Raw genomic sequence first — 15,432 nt, 5'->3', positions numbered from 1 at the left:
CGTGGTTGCCAAGATCATCGAGTAATCGATTGATCTTGGGCTGTCAGGCCGGCATAATGGTCGGCCTGATTCAAGTTACAGGCCAGTAGCTCAATTGGCAGAGCGGCGGTCTCCAAAACCGCAGGTTGGGGGTTCGATTCCCTCCTGGCCTGCCAGATTCCCATCTGGCACTCCTTACAGGATTCATGCAATGAGCATCAAGGCGGAAGCCAAAGAGTCGCGCTTCGATGCGCTGAAGTGGCTGGTGGTTGTCGTTCTGGTAGCGGTCGGTGTTGTTGCCAACCACTACTTCGCTGCTCAGTCCATCCTGTATCGAGTGGTAGGTCTGTTGGTGCTGGCAGCCATTGCTGCCTTTGTTGCCCTGCAGACCGCCAAGGGGCAGGCCTTCTTTGGCTTGCTGAAAGACGCCCGTACCGAGATTCGCAAGGTTGTCTGGCCTACCCGGCAAGAGACCACTCAGACCACGCTGATCGTGGTTGCCGTGGTGCTCGTGATGGCTTTGTTGTTGTGGGGGCTCGACTCCCTGCTTGGTTGGCTGGTTTCCACGATTGTTGGTTGAAAGGGTTCGCCGTGGCTAAGCGTTGGTACGTCGTGCATGCCTACTCGGGTTACGAGAAGCATGTCATGCGTTCGTTGATCGAGCGCGTCAAGCTGCACGAAATGGAAGACCAGTTCGGCGACATTCTCGTGCCCACCGAAGAAGTGGTGGAAATGCGCAATGGCCAGAAGCGCAAGAGCGAGCGCAAGTTTTTCCCGGGCTACGTCCTGGTGCAGATGGAAATGAACGAAGGGACCTGGCACCTGGTCAAGGATACCCCTCGGGTCATGGGCTTCATCGGCGGTACCGCCGATAAGCCGGCACCCATCACTGATCGTGAGGCGGACGCAATCCTGCGTCGTGTCTCCGACAGCAGCGACAAGCCCAAGCCGAAGACCCTGTTCGAGGCTGGCGAAACGGTTCGGGTGGTAGATGGTCCGTTCGCCGACTTCAACGGCGTCGTCGAAGAAGTGAATTACGAGAAGAGTCGCATCCACGTGGCGGTACTGATCTTTGGTCGGTCGACCCCTGTGGAGCTTGAGTTCAGCCAGGTCGAAAAGGTCTAGGTTGTCCGCATCCCTCACCCCGTAGCCCAGGCTGCGGGGTTTTGTCGTCACTGGGATATAGCAAGTAATTGGGGAGCCCCGCGGGGCGTTGAACCCATCATTGGAGTAGCACATGGCTAAGAAGATTCAGGCTTACATCAAGCTGCAGGTTAAGGCCGCTCAAGCCAACCCGAGCCCGCCGGTCGGTCCGGCGCTGGGTCAGCACGGCGTCAACATCATGGAATTCTGCAAGGCGTTCAACGCCCGCACCCAGGGCATGGAGCCCGGTCTGCCCACCCCGGTGATCATCACCGTGTACAGCGACCGCAGCTTCACCTTCGAAATCAAGAGCACCCCGGCTTCGGTGCTGCTCAAGAAGGCTGCTGGCATTCAGAGCGGTTCCGCTCGTCCCAACAGCCAGAAGGTCGGTACCGTCACCCGCGCCCAGCTGGAAGAGATCGCCAAGACCAAGAATGCCGATCTCACCGCCGCCGATATGGACGCCGCCGTGCGTACCATCGCCGGTTCCGCTCGTAGCATGGGTCTGAATGTGGAGGGCGTGTAATGGCCAAGCTCACTAAGCGTCAAAAGGCTATCGCCGAAAAAATCCAGGCTGGCAAGCAGTACGGCTTCGAAGAAGCTGCAGCCCTGCTGGCCGAGCTGTCCACCATCAAGTTCAAGGAGTCCATCGACGTCTCCGTGAACCTGGGCGTGGATCCGCGTAAATCCGACCAGGTCGTCCGTGGCGCCACCGTGCTGCCCAACGGCACTGGCAAGTCGGTTCGCGTTGCCGTGTTCACCCAGGGTGCCAATGCCGAAGCTGCGCTGGCCGCTGGTGCCGAGAAAGTCGGCATGGACGAACTGGCTGCCGAAATGAAGGCCGGCGACCTGAACTACGACGTCGTCATCGCCTCGCCGGACGCCATGCGCGTTGTTGGCCAGCTGGGTCAGCTGCTCGGCCCGCGCGGTCTGATGCCCAACCCCAAGGTTGGCACCGTGACCCCGGACGTCGCTACCGCCGTCAAGAATGCCAAGGCTGGTCAGGTGCGCTTCCGTACCGACAAGAACGGCATCATCCACGCTTCAGTTGGCAAGATCGATTTCGAGCCCGTGAAGCTGAAGCAGAACGTTGAAGCTCTGCTGGCCGACCTGAAGCGCCTGAAGCCCTCGACCTCCAAGGGCATCTACGTCAAGCGCATCACCCTGAGCTCCACCATGGGCCCGGGTCTGCAGATCGACCAGGCTTCCCTGGAAGCCTAAGCAAGTTGCAAGTCGCCGTGCCCTCGGGCACGGCGCCAAGATTGGGGTCCCTGCCTGGCGGGGGCTGTCCAAGACCGTAGGGGACGCAGGTCTTAAACCGGGGAAACCCTAGCCTACGCAGATGGTGCTCCCGATTCGGTTACCGAGTCAGACACCAAAACGCCGCCCAGTCCATCGGGCGAAACGGTAACATCCAGGAGTTAAACCCGTGGCAATCAAACTCGAAGACAAGAAGGCTATCGTCGCTGAAGTCAACGAGGCTGCCCAAGGTGCCCTGTCCGCTGTCGTGGCCGATGCCCGTGGCGTGACTGTGGGTGCCATGACCGGACTCCGTAAAGAGGCCCGCGCGGCCGGTGTCTATGTACGTGTCGTACGTAACACCCTGCTGCGTCGTGCCGTTGAAGGTACGTCTTTCGACGTCCTCAACGACACCTTCAAGGGCCCGACCCTGATCGCGTTCTCCCAGGAGCATCCGGGCGCTGCCGCCCGTATCTTCAAGGATTTCGCCAAGGGTCAGGACAAGTTCGAGATCAAGGCCGCCGCGTTCGAAGGCAAGCTCATTCCGGCTAACCAGATCGACGTACTGGCATCGCTGCCGACCTACGACGAAGCTGTGTCCCAGCTGATGAGCGTCATCCAGGGCGCTACCAGCAAGCTGGCTCGTACCCTCGCCGCCATTCGCGACCAAAAGGAAGCTGCCGCCGCCTGATCAGGCGTGCTGCGTTTCCTGCAAGTCTTTCTTATTATTTGCGGCCTGAAGCCGCACCCTGTTATAGGAATATAGAGTCATGGCTCTGACCAACGAAGACATCATCAACGCCGTATCCGAAATGTCCGTCATGCAAGTGGTGGAACTGATCAAGGCGATGGAAGAGAAGTTCGGCGTGACCGCCGCTGCCGCCGTTGCCGCTGGCCCGGCTGCTGCCGCTGCCGTCGTCGAAGAGCAGACCGAATTCACCATCATGTTGACCGAAGCCGGCGACAAGAAAGTGAACGTCATCAAGGTCGTTCGTGAACTGACCGGTCTGGGCCTGAAAGAAGCCAAGGCTGTCGTTGACGGCGCCCCGGGCGTCGTCAAGGAAGGCGTTTCCAAAGAGGAAGCCGAGGCTGCCAAGAAGTCTCTGGAAGAAGCAGGCGCCAAGGTCGAGCTCAAGTAAGTTCGGTTCTTGCGTCTACAGCCAGAACGTCTCACGTTCGGCTGATGGCTGGTGGCAAACGCCACCGGCCTTTTGCCGTTTTGTGCAGGGCGAGCATATCCGCCTGGCAAAACGCGCTGTATCCACCTCGCTCTCGGGGTGCGGCAAACCAAGGGTTTGCACGATTTTCCGGCTGCTCCCGTCGGAGAGGCCAAACAAGCTGGTGACCAAGCTGGGGAACGCTGATGGCTTACTCATACACTGAGAAAAAACGTATCCGCAAGGACTTTAGCAAGTTGCCGCACGTCATGGACGTGCCCTATTTGCTGGCTATCCAACTGGATTCGTACCGCGAATTCCTGCAGGCGGGCGCAGGCAAAGACCAGTTCCGCGATATCGGCCTGCATGCGGCCTTCAAGTCCGTTTTCCCGATTATCAGCTATTCCGGCAATGCGGCCCTGGAATACGTCGGCTATCGCCTGGGCGAGCCGGCTTTCGATGTCAAGGAATGCGTCCTGCGCGGGGTGACCTTCGCCGTCCCGCTGCGGGTCAAGGTTCGCCTGATCATTTTCGACCGCGAGTCGTCGAACAAGGCGATCAAGGACATCAAGGAGCAGGAAGTCTACATGGGGGAAATCCCCCTGATGACCGAGAACGGTACCTTCATCATCAACGGTACCGAGCGTGTCATCGTGTCCCAGCTGCACCGCAGCCCGGGCGTGTTCTTCGATCACGACCGCGGCAAGACCCACAGCTCGGGCAAGCTGCTGTACTCGGCGCGCATCATTCCCTACCGCGGCTCCTGGCTGGACTTCGAGTTCGACCCCAAGGACGCCGTGTTCGTGCGTATCGACCGGCGCCGCAAGCTGCCGGCCTCGGTACTGTTGCGCGCGCTCGGCTACAGCACCGAAGAAGTGCTGGATGCCTTCTATGACACCAACGTCTTCCACATCAAGGGCGAGACCCTGAATCTGGAACTGGTGCTCCAGCGCCTGCGTGGTGACATCGCCAGCTTCGACATCAAGGACGAAACCGGCAAGGTGATCGTGGAGCAGGGCCGTCGCGTGACCGCTCGCCACATCAACCAGCTGGAGAAGTCCGGCATCACCGAGCTGGAAGTGCCCTTCGATTACGTCATTGGCCGTACCACCGCCAAGGCCATCGTGCACCCGTCCACCGGCGAGATCATCGCCGAGTGCAACACCGAGCTGACCCTGGACATGCTGGCCAAGATGGCCAAGGCCAATGTCGTACGGCTCGAGACGCTGTACACCAACGACATCGACTGTGGCCCGTTCATCTCAGATACCCTGAAGATCGATTCCACCGGCAACCAGCTGGAAGCCCTGGTCGAAATCTATCGGCTGATGCGTCCTGGCGAGCCGCCGACCAAGGAAGCTGCCGAGACCCTGTTCAACAACCTGTTCTTCAGCGCCGAGCGTTACGACCTGTCCGCCGTCGGCCGCATGAAGTTCAACCGCCGTATCGGTCGCGACGCCATCGAAGGCTCGGGCGTCCTGAGCCGCGAAGACATCGTCGACGTGCTCAAGACCCTGGTCGACATCCGTAACGGCAAGGGCATCGTCGACGACATCGACCACCTGGGCAACCGTCGCGTCCGTTGCGTCGGTGAAATGGCCGAGAACCAGTTCCGCGTGGGCCTGGTGCGGGTAGAGCGTGCCGTCAAGGAACGCCTGTCCATGGCCGAAAGCGAAGGCCTGATGCCGCAAGACCTGATCAACGCCAAGCCGGTGGCCGCCGCGATAAAGGAATTCTTCGGTTCCAGCCAGCTGTCCCAGTTCATGGACCAGAACAACCCGCTGTCGGAGATCACCCACAAGCGCCGTGTCTCCGCACTCGGCCCGGGCGGTCTGACCCGTGAGCGCGCCGGCTTCGAAGTCCGTGACGTACACCCGACGCACTACGGCCGGGTCTGCCCGATCGAAACGCCGGAAGGTCCGAACATCGGCCTGATCAATTCCCTGGCTGCCTATGCCCGCACCAACCAGTACGGCTTCCTCGAAAGCCCGTACCGCATGGTCAAGGACGGCGTAGCCACTGACGAGATCGTCTTCCTGTCGGCCATCGAAGAAGCCAACCACGTGATCGCCCAGGCCTCCGCCGGGCTGGACGAGAACAACCGGCTGATCGACGAGCTGGTGGCCGTGCGTCACCTGAACGAATTCACCGTCAAGGCGCCCGAAGACGTCACCCTGATGGACGTTTCGCCCAAGCAGGTCGTCTCCGTCGCCGCCTCGCTGATTCCGTTCCTCGAGCACGACGACGCCAACCGCGCGTTGATGGGTTCGAACATGCAGCGTCAGGCCGTACCGACCCTGCGTTCGGACAAGCCGCTGGTGGGTACCGGCATGGAGCGCAACGTCGCCCGTGACTCCGGCGTCTGCGTCGTGGCCCGTCGGGGTGGCGTGATCGACTCCGTCGATGCCAGCCGTATCGTGGTGCGGGTCAACGATGACGAAGTCGAGACCGGTGAAGCCGGCGTCGACATCTACAACCTGACCAAGTACACCCGTTCCAACCAGAACACCTGCATCAACCAGCGTCCGCTGGTGAGCAAGGGTGATCAGGTGGCCAAGTTCGACATCCTGGCCGATGGCCCCTCGACCGATATGGGCGAGCTGGCACTGGGTCAGAACATGCGCGTGGCCTTCATGCCCTGGAACGGCTTCAACTTCGAAGACTCCATCTGTCTGTCGGAGCGCGTTGTACAGGAAGACCGCTTCACCACTATCCACATCCAGGAACTGACCTGTGTGGCCCGTGACACCAAGCTCGGCCCGGAGGAGATCACCTCCGACATCCCGAACGTGGGTGAGGCTGCGCTGAACAAGCTGGACGAGGCCGGTATCGTCTACGTCGGTGCCGAAGTCGGTGCCGGTGACATCCTGGTCGGCAAGGTCACGCCCAAGGGCGAAACCCAGCTGACCCCGGAAGAGAAGCTGCTGCGCGCCATCTTCGGCGAAAAGGCCAGCGATGTTAAGGACACCTCCCTGCGCGTGCCCACCGGCACCAAGGGTACCGTCATCGACGTCCAGGTCTTCACCCGTGACGGTGTCGAGCGCGACTCCCGCGCCCTGGCCATCGAGAAGTCCCAGCTCGACGAGATCCGCAAGGACCTGAACGAAGAGTTCCGCATCGTCGAAGGCGCGACCTTCGAGCGTCTGCGTCAGGCTCTGGTTGGTCAGGTCGCCGAAGGCGGTCCGGCGGTCAAGAAGGGTGCCGTTATCACCGACGAGTACCTGAACGGCCTCGAGCGCGGCCAGTGGTTCAAGCTGCGCATGGCGGAAGATGCTCACAACGAGCAGCTGGAAAAGGCCCAGGCCTACCTGTCCGACCGTCGCCAGCTGCTGGACGACAAGTTCGAAGACAAGAAGCGCAAGCTGCAGCAGGGCGATGACCTGGCTCCGGGCGTACTGAAGATCGTCAAGGTCTACCTCGCCATCAAGCGCCGCATCCAGCCGGGCGACAAGATGGCCGGTCGCCACGGTAACAAGGGTGTGGTCTCGGTGATCATGCCGGTCGAAGACATGCCCTACGACGCCAACGGCACGCCGGTGGACATCGTGCTGAACCCGCTGGGCGTACCTTCGCGGATGAACGTCGGTCAGATCCTCGAAACCCACCTGGGCCTCGCGGCCAAGGGCCTGGGCGAGAAGATCAACGTGATGATCGAAGAGCAGCGCAAGGTCGCCGAACTGCGTGGCTTCCTGCACGAGATCTACAACGAGATCGGTGGCCGTCAGGAGAAGCTGGACGACCTGAGCGATCAGGAAATCCTCGACCTGGCGAAGAACCTGCGTGGCGGTGTGCCCATGGCCACGCCGGTATTCGACGGTGCCAAGGAGCGCGAGATCAAGGCTATGCTGAAGCTGGCCGATCTGCCCGAGAGCGGCCAGATGCGTCTGTATGACGGTCGCACCGGCAACGCCTTCGAACGCACCACCACCGTTGGCTACATGTACATGCTCAAGCTGAACCACCTGGTGGACGACAAGATGCACGCCCGTTCCACCGGCTCCTACAGCCTGGTTACCCAGCAGCCGCTGGGTGGTAAGGCGCAGTTCGGTGGTCAGCGTTTCGGGGAGATGGAGGTCTGGGCACTGGAGGCCTATGGCGCGGCTTACACCCTGCAGGAAATGCTGACGGTGAAGTCGGACGATGTGAACGGCCGGACCAAGATGTACAAGAACATCGTGGACGGGGATCACCGCATGGAGGCCGGCATGCCCGAGTCCTTCAACGTACTGATCAAGGAAATCCGCTCGCTCGGCATCGATATCGAACTGGAAACCGAATAACACGAGACCCTAGAGGAGACGACCGCGCGGCGGTCGTCTCCGGTCCGTGAGGAGGAAAGGCCTTGAAAGACTTGCTCAATCTGTTGAAAAACCAGGGTCAACTCGAAGAGTTCGATGCCATCCGTATCGGTCTGGCCTCGCCCGAGATGATTCGTTCCTGGTCGTTCGGTGAAGTGAAGAAGCCGGAGACCATCAACTACCGTACCTTCAAGCCCGAGCGCGATGGTCTGTTCTGCGCCAAGATCTTTGGCCCGGTCAAGGACTACGAGTGCCTGTGCGGAAAGTACAAGCGCCTCAAGCACCGCGGCGTGATCTGCGAGAAGTGCGGCGTGGAAGTCGCCCTGGCCAAGGTGCGCCGCGAGCGCATGGGCCACATCGAACTGGCTTCGCCCGTCGCCCACATCTGGTTCCTGAAGTCGCTGCCGTCCCGTATCGGCCTGCTGCTGGACATGACCCTGCGTGACATCGAGCGCGTGCTCTATTTCGAGAGCTACGTGGTGATCGACCCGGGCATGACCACCCTCGAGAAGTACCAGCTGCTCAACGACGAACAGTACTTCGAGGCCCTGGAAGAGTTCGGCGACGACTTCGATGCCCGCATGGGTGCGGAAGCCGTGTTCCAACTGCTCGGCGCCATTGATCTGGAGCACGAGATCGGCCGCCTGCGCGAAGAGATTCCGCAGACCAACTCCGAGACCAAGATCAAGAAGCTGTCCAAGCGCCTGAAGCTGATGGAAGCCTTCCAGGGCTCCGGCAACAAGCCGGAGTGGATGGTCATGACCGTGCTGCCCGTGCTGCCGCCGGACCTGCGTCCGCTGGTGCCGCTGGATGGCGGCCGCTTCGCGACCTCCGACCTGAACGATCTCTATCGTCGCGTCATCAACCGGAACAACCGCCTCAAGCGGCTGCTCGACCTGGCTGCGCCCGACATCATCGTGCGCAACGAGAAGCGCATGCTGCAGGAAGCCGTTGACGCCCTGCTGGACAACGGCCGTCGCGGTCGTGCCATCACCGGTTCCAACAAGCGCCCGCTGAAGTCCCTGGCCGACATGATCAAGGGCAAGCAGGGTCGTTTCCGTCAGAACCTGCTGGGCAAGCGCGTCGACTACTCGGGTCGTTCCGTGATCACCGTGGGCCCGACCCTGCGTCTGCACCAGTGCGGTCTGCCCAAGAAGATGGCCCTGGAGCTGTTCAAGCCGTTCATCTTCGGCAAGCTGGAAGCCCGTGGCATGGCGACCACCATCAAGGCCGCCAAGAAGATGGTCGAGCGCGAACTGCCCGAGGTCTGGGACGTTCTCGCCGAAGTCATCCGCGAACACCCCGTGCTGCTCAACCGCGCCCCGACCCTGCACCGTCTGGGCATCCAGGCGTTCGAGCCGGTCCTCATCGAAGGCAAGGCGATCCAGCTGCACCCGCTGGTCTGCGCCGCGTACAACGCCGACTTCGACGGTGACCAGATGGCCGTGCACGTGCCGCTGACGCTGGAAGCCCAGCTGGAAGCGCGCGCCCTGATGATGTCGACCAACAACATTCTGTCGCCCGCTAACGGCGAGCCGATCATCGTGCCGTCGCAGGACGTGGTTCTGGGTCTGTACTACATGACCCGTGAAGCCATCAACGCCAAGGGCGAAGGCCGCGTGTTCGCCGACCTGCAGGAAGTCGATCGCGTCTTCCGTGCCGGCGAAGCCGCGCTGCACGCCAAGGTCAAGGTGCGCATCAACGAGACCATCCGTCACAAGGACGGCAGCCTGACCAAGAACACCCGCATCGTCGACACCACCGTTGGCCGTGCGCTGCTGTTCCAGGTCGTGCCCGCCGGTCTGCCGTACGACGTGGTCAACCAGTCGATGAAGAAGAAGGCCATCTCCAAGCTGATCAACCACTGCTACCGCGTGGTGGGTCTGAAGGACACCGTCATCTTCGCCGACCAGCTGATGTACACCGGTTTCGCCTATTCGACCCTGTCCGGCGTCTCCATCGGCGTCAACGACTTCGTCATCCCGGACGAGAAGGCACGCATCATCGATGCCGCCACCGCCGAGGTGAAGGAGATCGAGAGCCAGTACGCCTCCGGCCTGGTGACCCAGGGCGAGAAGTACAACAAGGTGATCGACCTCTGGTCGAAGGCCAACGACGAAGTGTCCAAGGCGATGATGACCAACCTCTCGAAAGAGAAGGTCATCGACCGCGAGGGCAAGGAAGTCGACCAGGAGTCCTTCAACTCCATGTACATGATGGCCGATTCCGGCGCCCGGGGTTCCGCGGCCCAGATTCGTCAGCTCGCCGGCATGCGTGGTCTGATGGCCAAGCCGGACGGCTTCATCATCGAGACGCCCATCACCGCCAACTTCCGTGAGGGTCTGAACGTACTCCAGTACTTCATCTCCACCCACGGTGCCCGTAAGGGTCTGGCGGATACCGCTCTGAAGACCGCGAACTCCGGTTACCTGACCCGTCGTCTCGTCGACGTGGCCCAGGATCTGGTGGTGACCGAGGTCGACTGCGGTACCGAGCGCGGCCTGATCATGACCCCGCACATTGAAGGCGGCGACGTGGTCGAGCCCCTGGGTGAGCGCGTTCTGGGTCGGGTCATCGCCCGCGACGTGCCCAAGCCGGGTACCGAAGAGATCATCGTGCCGGCCGGCACCCTGGTCGACGAGCGCTGGGTCGAGTTCCTCGAGCTCAACAGCGTCGACGAAGTCGTGGTGCGTTCGCCGATCACCTGCGAAACCCGTCATGGCATCTGCGCCAAGTGCTACGGTCGCGATCTGGCCCGTGGTCACCAGGTCAACATCGGTGAAGCGGTCGGCGTCATCGCCGCCCAGTCCATCGGTGAGCCGGGTACCCAGCTGACCATGCGTACCTTCCACATCGGTGGTGCGGCCAGCCGGACTTCCGCGGCCGACAGCGTCCAGGTCAAGAACGGCGGTGCCATCCGCCTGCACAACCTGAAGCACGTCGAACGTGCCGACGGTGCCCTGGTTGCCGTGTCCCGTTCCGGTGAGCTGGCGATCGCCGACGACTTCGGTCGTGAGCGCGAGCGCTACAAGCTGCCCTACGGTGCGGTGATCTCGGTCAAGGAAGGCGACAAGGTCGACGCTGGCGCCATCGTCGCCAAGTGGGACCCGCACACCCACCCCATTGTCACCGAGATGGACGGTACCGTGGCCTTCGTCGGCATGGAGGAGGGCATCACCATCAAGCGCCAGACCGACGAACTGACCGGTCTGACCAACATCGAGGTGCTCGACGCCAAGGATCGCCCGACTTCCGGCAAGGACATCCGTCCGGCCGTGAAGCTGATCGACGCCAACGGCAAGGACCTGCTGCTGCCGGGTACCGACGTACCGGCCCAGTACTTCCTGCCGCCGAACGCGCTGGTCAACCTGAGCGACGGTGCCAAGGTGCATGTGGGTGACGTTATCGCCCGTATCCCCCAGGAAACCTCCAAGACCCGCGACATCACCGGTGGTCTGCCCCGCGTGGCCGACCTCTTCGAGGCGCGTCGTCCCAAGGAGCCGGCAATCCTGGCGGAGATCAGCGGTACCATCTCCTTCGGCAAGGAAACCAAGGGCAAGCGTCGTCTGGTCATCACCCCGACCGATGGCACCGATCCCTACGAGGAGCTGATTCCGAAGTGGCGCCACCTGAACGTCTTCGAAGGCGAGCAGGTAAGCCGCGGCGAAGTCATCTCCGACGGTCCGAGCAACCCGCACGACATCCTGCGTCTGCTGGGTGTCAGCGCGCTGGCCAAGTACATCGTCAACGAGATCCAGGACGTGTACCGCCTGCAGGGCGTGAAGATCAACGACAAGCACATCGAGACCATCCTGCGGCAGATGCTGCGCAAGGTCGAGGTGAGCGACACCGGCGACTCGAGCTTCATCAAGGGCGATCAGGTCGAACTGACCCACGTCCTGGAAGAGAACGAGCAGCTGGTCGGCAATGATCGCTTCGTCGCCAAGTACGAGCGAGTGCTGCTGGGTATCACCAAGGCTTCGCTGTCCACCGAGTCCTTCATCTCGGCCGCTTCCTTCCAGGAGACCACCCGTGTCCTGACCGAGGCCGCCGTGACTGGCAAGCGCGACTTCCTGCGCGGCCTGAAGGAAAACGTGGTGGTGGGTCGTCTGATCCCGGCCGGTACCGGTCTGGCCTACCACAGCGAGCGCAAGCGCCAGCGCGAACTCGGCAAGCCGCAGCGCGTGAGCGCCAGCGAGGCCGAAGCCGCCCTGACCGAAGCGCTGAACTCCAGCGCCAGCTGAGTTCGGTAGCAGGTCTCGCTTGACAAAGCCCCCGGCGCCCCAGGTGTCCGGGGGCTTTGTCTTGACTGGGGCGCCGAAGCTCTTTAGACTTTCGTTCCCCGAAAATGGGCAGGACTGACGTTCTGCTATTTCGTTTATGTCGCAAGACAATCAGTGGAGCTATAGATGGCAACTATCAACCAGCTGGTGCGTAGTGCACGCAAGCGTATCGTCGAGAAATCCGACGTACCTGCGCTGCAAAACTGCCCGCAACGTCGTGGCGTGTGCACCCGCGTGTACACCACCACTCCCAAGAAGCCCAACTCCGCACTGCGGAAGGTCTGCCGTGTGCGTCTGACCAACGGCTTCGAAGTCACCTCCTACATCGGCGGTGAAGGTCACAACCTGCAGGAACACAGCGTCGTGCTGATCCGCGGTGGCCGGGTCAAGGATCTGCCGGGTGTGCGTTATCACACCGTGCGCGGCTCGCTGGACACCACCGGTGTGAAGGACCGCAAGCAGGGCCGTTCCAAGTACGGCACCAAGCGTCCGAAGTAACCACCTTTCTTTTTGTTCGAGTCGATAAGAGTAAGGTCGGGCAACGAGTCCCGAGCTAACCTGAAGACCGTTTTGAGGGCTTATCAATGCCAAGACGTCGTGTAGCGGCCAAGCGCGAAATACTTGACGATCCGAAATACGGAAGCCAGATCCTGGCCAAGTTCATGAACCACGTGATGGAGAGCGGCAAGAAAGCCGTTGCCGAGCGTATCGTTTATGGTGCTCTGGACAAGGTCAAAGAGCGTTCCAAGAATGCCGAACCCCTGGAAGTTTTCGAAAAAGCGCTCGACGCCATCGCTCCGCTGGTCGAAGTGAAGTCCCGCCGTGTCGGCGGTGCTACCTACCAGGTGCCGGTTGAGGTTCGTCCTTCCCGTCGTAATGCCCTGGCCATGCGCTGGCTGGTGGACTCCGCGCGCAAGCGTGGTGAGAAGTCCATGGCTCTGCGCCTGGCGGGTGAACTCATGGACGCTTTTGAAGGCAAGGGTGCCGCAGTCAAGAAGCGCGAAGACGTGCATCGCATGGCAGAAGCCAACAAGGCCTTCTCGCACTACCGCTTCTAAGCCTAGCGCTTCCAATCAAGCGAGGACCTTATGGCTCGTACAACCGCTATTAACCGCTATCGGAACATCGGTATCTGCGCCCACGTGGACGCAGGTAAGACGACTACTACCGAGCGGATTCTGTTCTACACCGGCGTGAACCACAAAATGGGTGAGGTTCACGACGGCGCTGCGACCATGGACTGGATGGTGCAGGAGCAGGAGCGTGGTATCACCATCACCTCCGCTGCCACCACCGCGTTCTGGTCCGGTTCGACCAAGCAGTACGACAAGTACCGCGTAAACATCATCGATACCCCCGGCCACGTGGACTTCACCATTGAGGTGGAGCGTTCCCTGCGCGTGCTGGACGGTGCGGTCGTGGTGTTCTGCGGCACCTCCGGTGTCGAGCCTCAGTCCGAAACCGTATGGCGTCAGGCCAACAAGTACGGCGTACCGCGCATCGTCTACGTCAACAAGATGGACCGTGCCGGCGCCAACTTCCTGCGCGTCGTCGAGCAGATCAAGAAGCGCCTGGGCCACACTCCGGTCCCGGTTCAGCTGGCCATTGGCGCGGAAGAGAACTTCCAGGGCCAGATCGACCTGCTGAAGATGAACGCCATCTTCTGGAACGATGACGACCAGGGCATGACCTATCGCGAGGAAGAGATTCCTGCGGGCATGCTGGCCGATGCCGAGCAGTGGCGCTCCAACATGGTCGAGGCTGCTGCCGAAGCCAACGAAGAGCTGATGAACAAGTACCTGGAAGAGGGCGAGCTGTCGATCGACGAGATCAAGGCCGGCCTGCGTCAGCGTACCATCGCCTGCGAAATCGTCCCGGCCGTCTGCGGTTCGTCCTTCAAGAACAAGGGCGTGCCCCTGGTTCTGGACGCCGTGATCGACTTCCTGCCGGCGCCCATCGAGATTCCCGCGATCAAGGGTACCAACCCGGACAACGAGGAAATCACCGACGAGCGTCATGCAGACGACAACGAGCCCTTCTCGGCTCTGGCGTTCAAGATCGCTACCGACCCCTTCGTGGGTACCCTGACCTTCGCCCGCGTCTACTCGGGTGTACTGAGCTCCGGTGACTCCGTCATCAACTCGGTGAAGGGCAAGAAGGAACGCGTCGGCCGTATGGTGCAGATGCACGCCAACACCCGTGAAGAGATCAAGGAAGTTCGCGCTGGCGACATCGCCGCCCTGATCGGCATGAAGGACGTCACCACCGGTGACACCCTGTGCTCGATCGAAAAGCCGATCATCCTCGAGCGCATGGACTTCCCGGAGCCGGTGATCTCGGTCGCCGTCGAGCCGAAGACCAAGGCCGACCAGGAAAAGATGGGCATCGCACTGGGCAAGCTGGCCCAGGAAGACCCCTCGTTCCGCGTCAAGACCGACGAAGAGTCCGGTCAGACCATCATCTCCGGCATGGGCGAGCTGCACCTGGACATCCTGGTGGACCGCATGAAGCGCGAATTCGGCGTGGAAGCGAACATCGGTAAGCCTCAGGTCGCCTACCGCGAAACCATCCGCAACACCTGCGAGATCGAAGGCAAGTTCGTTCGTCAGTCGGGTGGTCGTGGCCAGTTCGGTCACTGCTGGATTCGCTTCGCACCGGCCGACGAAGGTCAGGAAGGTCTGGAGTTCGTCAGCGAAGTCGTGGGCGGTGTGATTCCGAAGGAATACATCCCGGCGATCCAGAAGGGCATCGAAGAGCAGATGAAGAACGGTATCGTTGCCGGCTATCCGCTGCTTGGCCTGAAGGCCGCTGTGTTCGACGGTTCCTACCACGACGTCGACTCCAACGAGATGGCGTTCAAGATCGCTGCCTCCATGGCGACCAAGCAGCTCACCCAGAAGGGTGGTGCCGTGCTGCTCGAGCCGATCATGAAGGTCGAGGTCGTGACCCCGGAAGACTACATGGGCGACGTCATGGGCGACCTGAACCGTCGTCGTGGCCTGATCCAAGGTATGGAAGACACCGTGACCGGCAAGGTCATCCGTGCCGAGGTTCCGCTGGGCGAGATGTTTGGCTACGCTACGGATGTCCGCTCCATGTCTCAGGGTCGCGCAAGCTACTCCATGGAGTTCTCCAAGTACGCCGAAGCTCCGTCGAACATCGCCGAAGCCATCATCAAGAAACAAGCTTAATCAGCGCTTTGACTAGAGGTTTTATCTCGTGGCTAAAGAAAAATTCGAACGTAACAAACCGCACCTGAACGTGGGCACCATCGGTCACGTTGACCATGGCAAGACCACTCTGACCGCAGCGCTGACCAAGGTCTGTGCCGAC

Annotated in this window: 12 protein-coding genes and 1 tRNA gene; all 13 read left to right on the top strand. The window is 61.3% G+C overall.

Annotation, left to right across the window (positions count from 1 at the left end):
- Positions 1 to 79 precede the first annotated feature (79 nt).
- Positions 80 to 155: transfer RNA gene (locus tag POR01S_RS22950), tRNA-Trp, on the top strand.
- A gap of 35 nt (positions 156 to 190) precedes the next feature.
- Complete coding sequence (secE, locus tag POR01S_RS22945) at positions 191 to 559, top strand: preprotein translocase subunit SecE (protein ID WP_027601417.1); 369 nt, start codon at positions 191 to 193, stop codon at positions 557 to 559.
- An 11-nt stretch (positions 560 to 570) separates the two neighbouring features.
- Positions 571 to 1,104, top strand: coding sequence for a transcription termination/antitermination protein NusG (nusG, locus tag POR01S_RS22940; protein WP_007163096.1), 534 nt, complete (start codon positions 571 to 573; stop codon positions 1,102 to 1,104).
- A gap of 112 nt (positions 1,105 to 1,216) precedes the next feature.
- Complete coding sequence (gene rplK, locus POR01S_RS22935) at positions 1,217 to 1,648, top strand: 50S ribosomal protein L11 (protein WP_007163095.1); 432 nt, start codon at positions 1,217 to 1,219, stop codon at positions 1,646 to 1,648.
- Positions 1,648 to 2,343 carry a 50S ribosomal protein L1 gene (gene rplA, locus POR01S_RS22930; RefSeq protein ID WP_007163094.1) on the top strand — a complete coding sequence of 232 codons (696 nt, stop codon included), beginning with the start codon at positions 1,648 to 1,650 and terminating at the stop codon, positions 2,341 to 2,343. Before rplK ends, rplA begins: the two co-directional genes overlap by 1 nt.
- Positions 2,344 to 2,551: 208 nt before the next feature.
- Complete coding sequence (gene rplJ / locus POR01S_RS22925; RefSeq protein WP_007163093.1) at positions 2,552 to 3,052, top strand: 50S ribosomal protein L10; 501 nt, start codon at positions 2,552 to 2,554, stop codon at positions 3,050 to 3,052.
- A gap of 79 nt (positions 3,053 to 3,131) precedes the next feature.
- Complete coding sequence (rplL, locus tag POR01S_RS22920) at positions 3,132 to 3,500, top strand: 50S ribosomal protein L7/L12 (protein ID WP_017641869.1); 369 nt, start codon at positions 3,132 to 3,134, stop codon at positions 3,498 to 3,500.
- Positions 3,501 to 3,724: 224 nt separating this feature from the next.
- Positions 3,725 to 7,798, top strand: a complete 4,074-nt coding sequence (rpoB, locus tag POR01S_RS22915; protein ID WP_042138571.1) for a DNA-directed RNA polymerase subunit beta — start codon at positions 3,725 to 3,727, stop codon at positions 7,796 to 7,798.
- A 62-nt stretch (positions 7,799 to 7,860) separates the two neighbouring features.
- Positions 7,861 to 12,060, top strand: a complete 4,200-nt coding sequence (gene rpoC / locus POR01S_RS22910; RefSeq protein WP_042138570.1) for a DNA-directed RNA polymerase subunit beta' — start codon at positions 7,861 to 7,863, stop codon at positions 12,058 to 12,060.
- 165 nt (positions 12,061 to 12,225) lie between these two features.
- Positions 12,226 to 12,597 (top strand): 30S ribosomal protein S12, encoded by a 372-nt coding sequence (gene rpsL, locus POR01S_RS22905; protein ID WP_007163089.1) that lies wholly within the window; start codon positions 12,226 to 12,228, stop codon positions 12,595 to 12,597.
- 86 nt (positions 12,598 to 12,683) lie between these two features.
- Positions 12,684 to 13,157 (top strand): 30S ribosomal protein S7, encoded by a 474-nt coding sequence (gene rpsG / locus POR01S_RS22900; protein WP_007163088.1) that lies wholly within the window; start codon positions 12,684 to 12,686, stop codon positions 13,155 to 13,157.
- A gap of 30 nt (positions 13,158 to 13,187) precedes the next feature.
- Positions 13,188 to 15,290: an elongation factor G gene (fusA, locus tag POR01S_RS22895; RefSeq protein ID WP_042138567.1), complete on the top strand. Its 2,103-nt coding sequence runs from the start codon at positions 13,188 to 13,190 to the stop codon at positions 15,288 to 15,290.
- Between the two features lie 28 nt (positions 15,291 to 15,318).
- The coding region (locus POR01S_RS23590; protein ID WP_255211820.1) for a GTP-binding protein at positions 15,319 to 15,432 on the top strand (114 nt) is incomplete at its 3' end.

This window comes from Pseudomonas oryzihabitans NBRC 102199 (genome assembly GCF_000730625.1).
GTDB classification, from domain to species: domain Bacteria; phylum Pseudomonadota; class Gammaproteobacteria; order Pseudomonadales; family Pseudomonadaceae; genus Chryseomonas; species Chryseomonas oryzihabitans.
The sequence above is the reverse complement of the archived record's forward strand: the minus strand, read 5'-3'. Positions and strand labels throughout refer to the sequence as shown.

Coding starts and splice junctions, on each gene's coding strand:
- secE (WP_027601417.1), top strand. CDS start 191: ATGAGCATCAAGGCGGAAGCCAAAGAGTCGCGCTTCGATGCGCTGAAG.
- rplK (WP_007163095.1), top strand. CDS start 1,217: ATGGCTAAGAAGATTCAGGCTTACATCAAGCTGCAGGTTAAGGCCGCT.
- rplA (WP_007163094.1), top strand. CDS start 1,648: ATGGCCAAGCTCACTAAGCGTCAAAAGGCTATCGCCGAAAAAATCCAG.
- rplL (WP_017641869.1), top strand. CDS start 3,132: ATGGCTCTGACCAACGAAGACATCATCAACGCCGTATCCGAAATGTCC.
- rpoB (WP_042138571.1), top strand. CDS start 3,725: ATGGCTTACTCATACACTGAGAAAAAACGTATCCGCAAGGACTTTAGC.
- rpsL (WP_007163089.1), top strand. CDS start 12,226: ATGGCAACTATCAACCAGCTGGTGCGTAGTGCACGCAAGCGTATCGTC.
- rpsG (WP_007163088.1), top strand. CDS start 12,684: ATGCCAAGACGTCGTGTAGCGGCCAAGCGCGAAATACTTGACGATCCG.
- fusA (WP_042138567.1), top strand. CDS start 13,188: ATGGCTCGTACAACCGCTATTAACCGCTATCGGAACATCGGTATCTGC.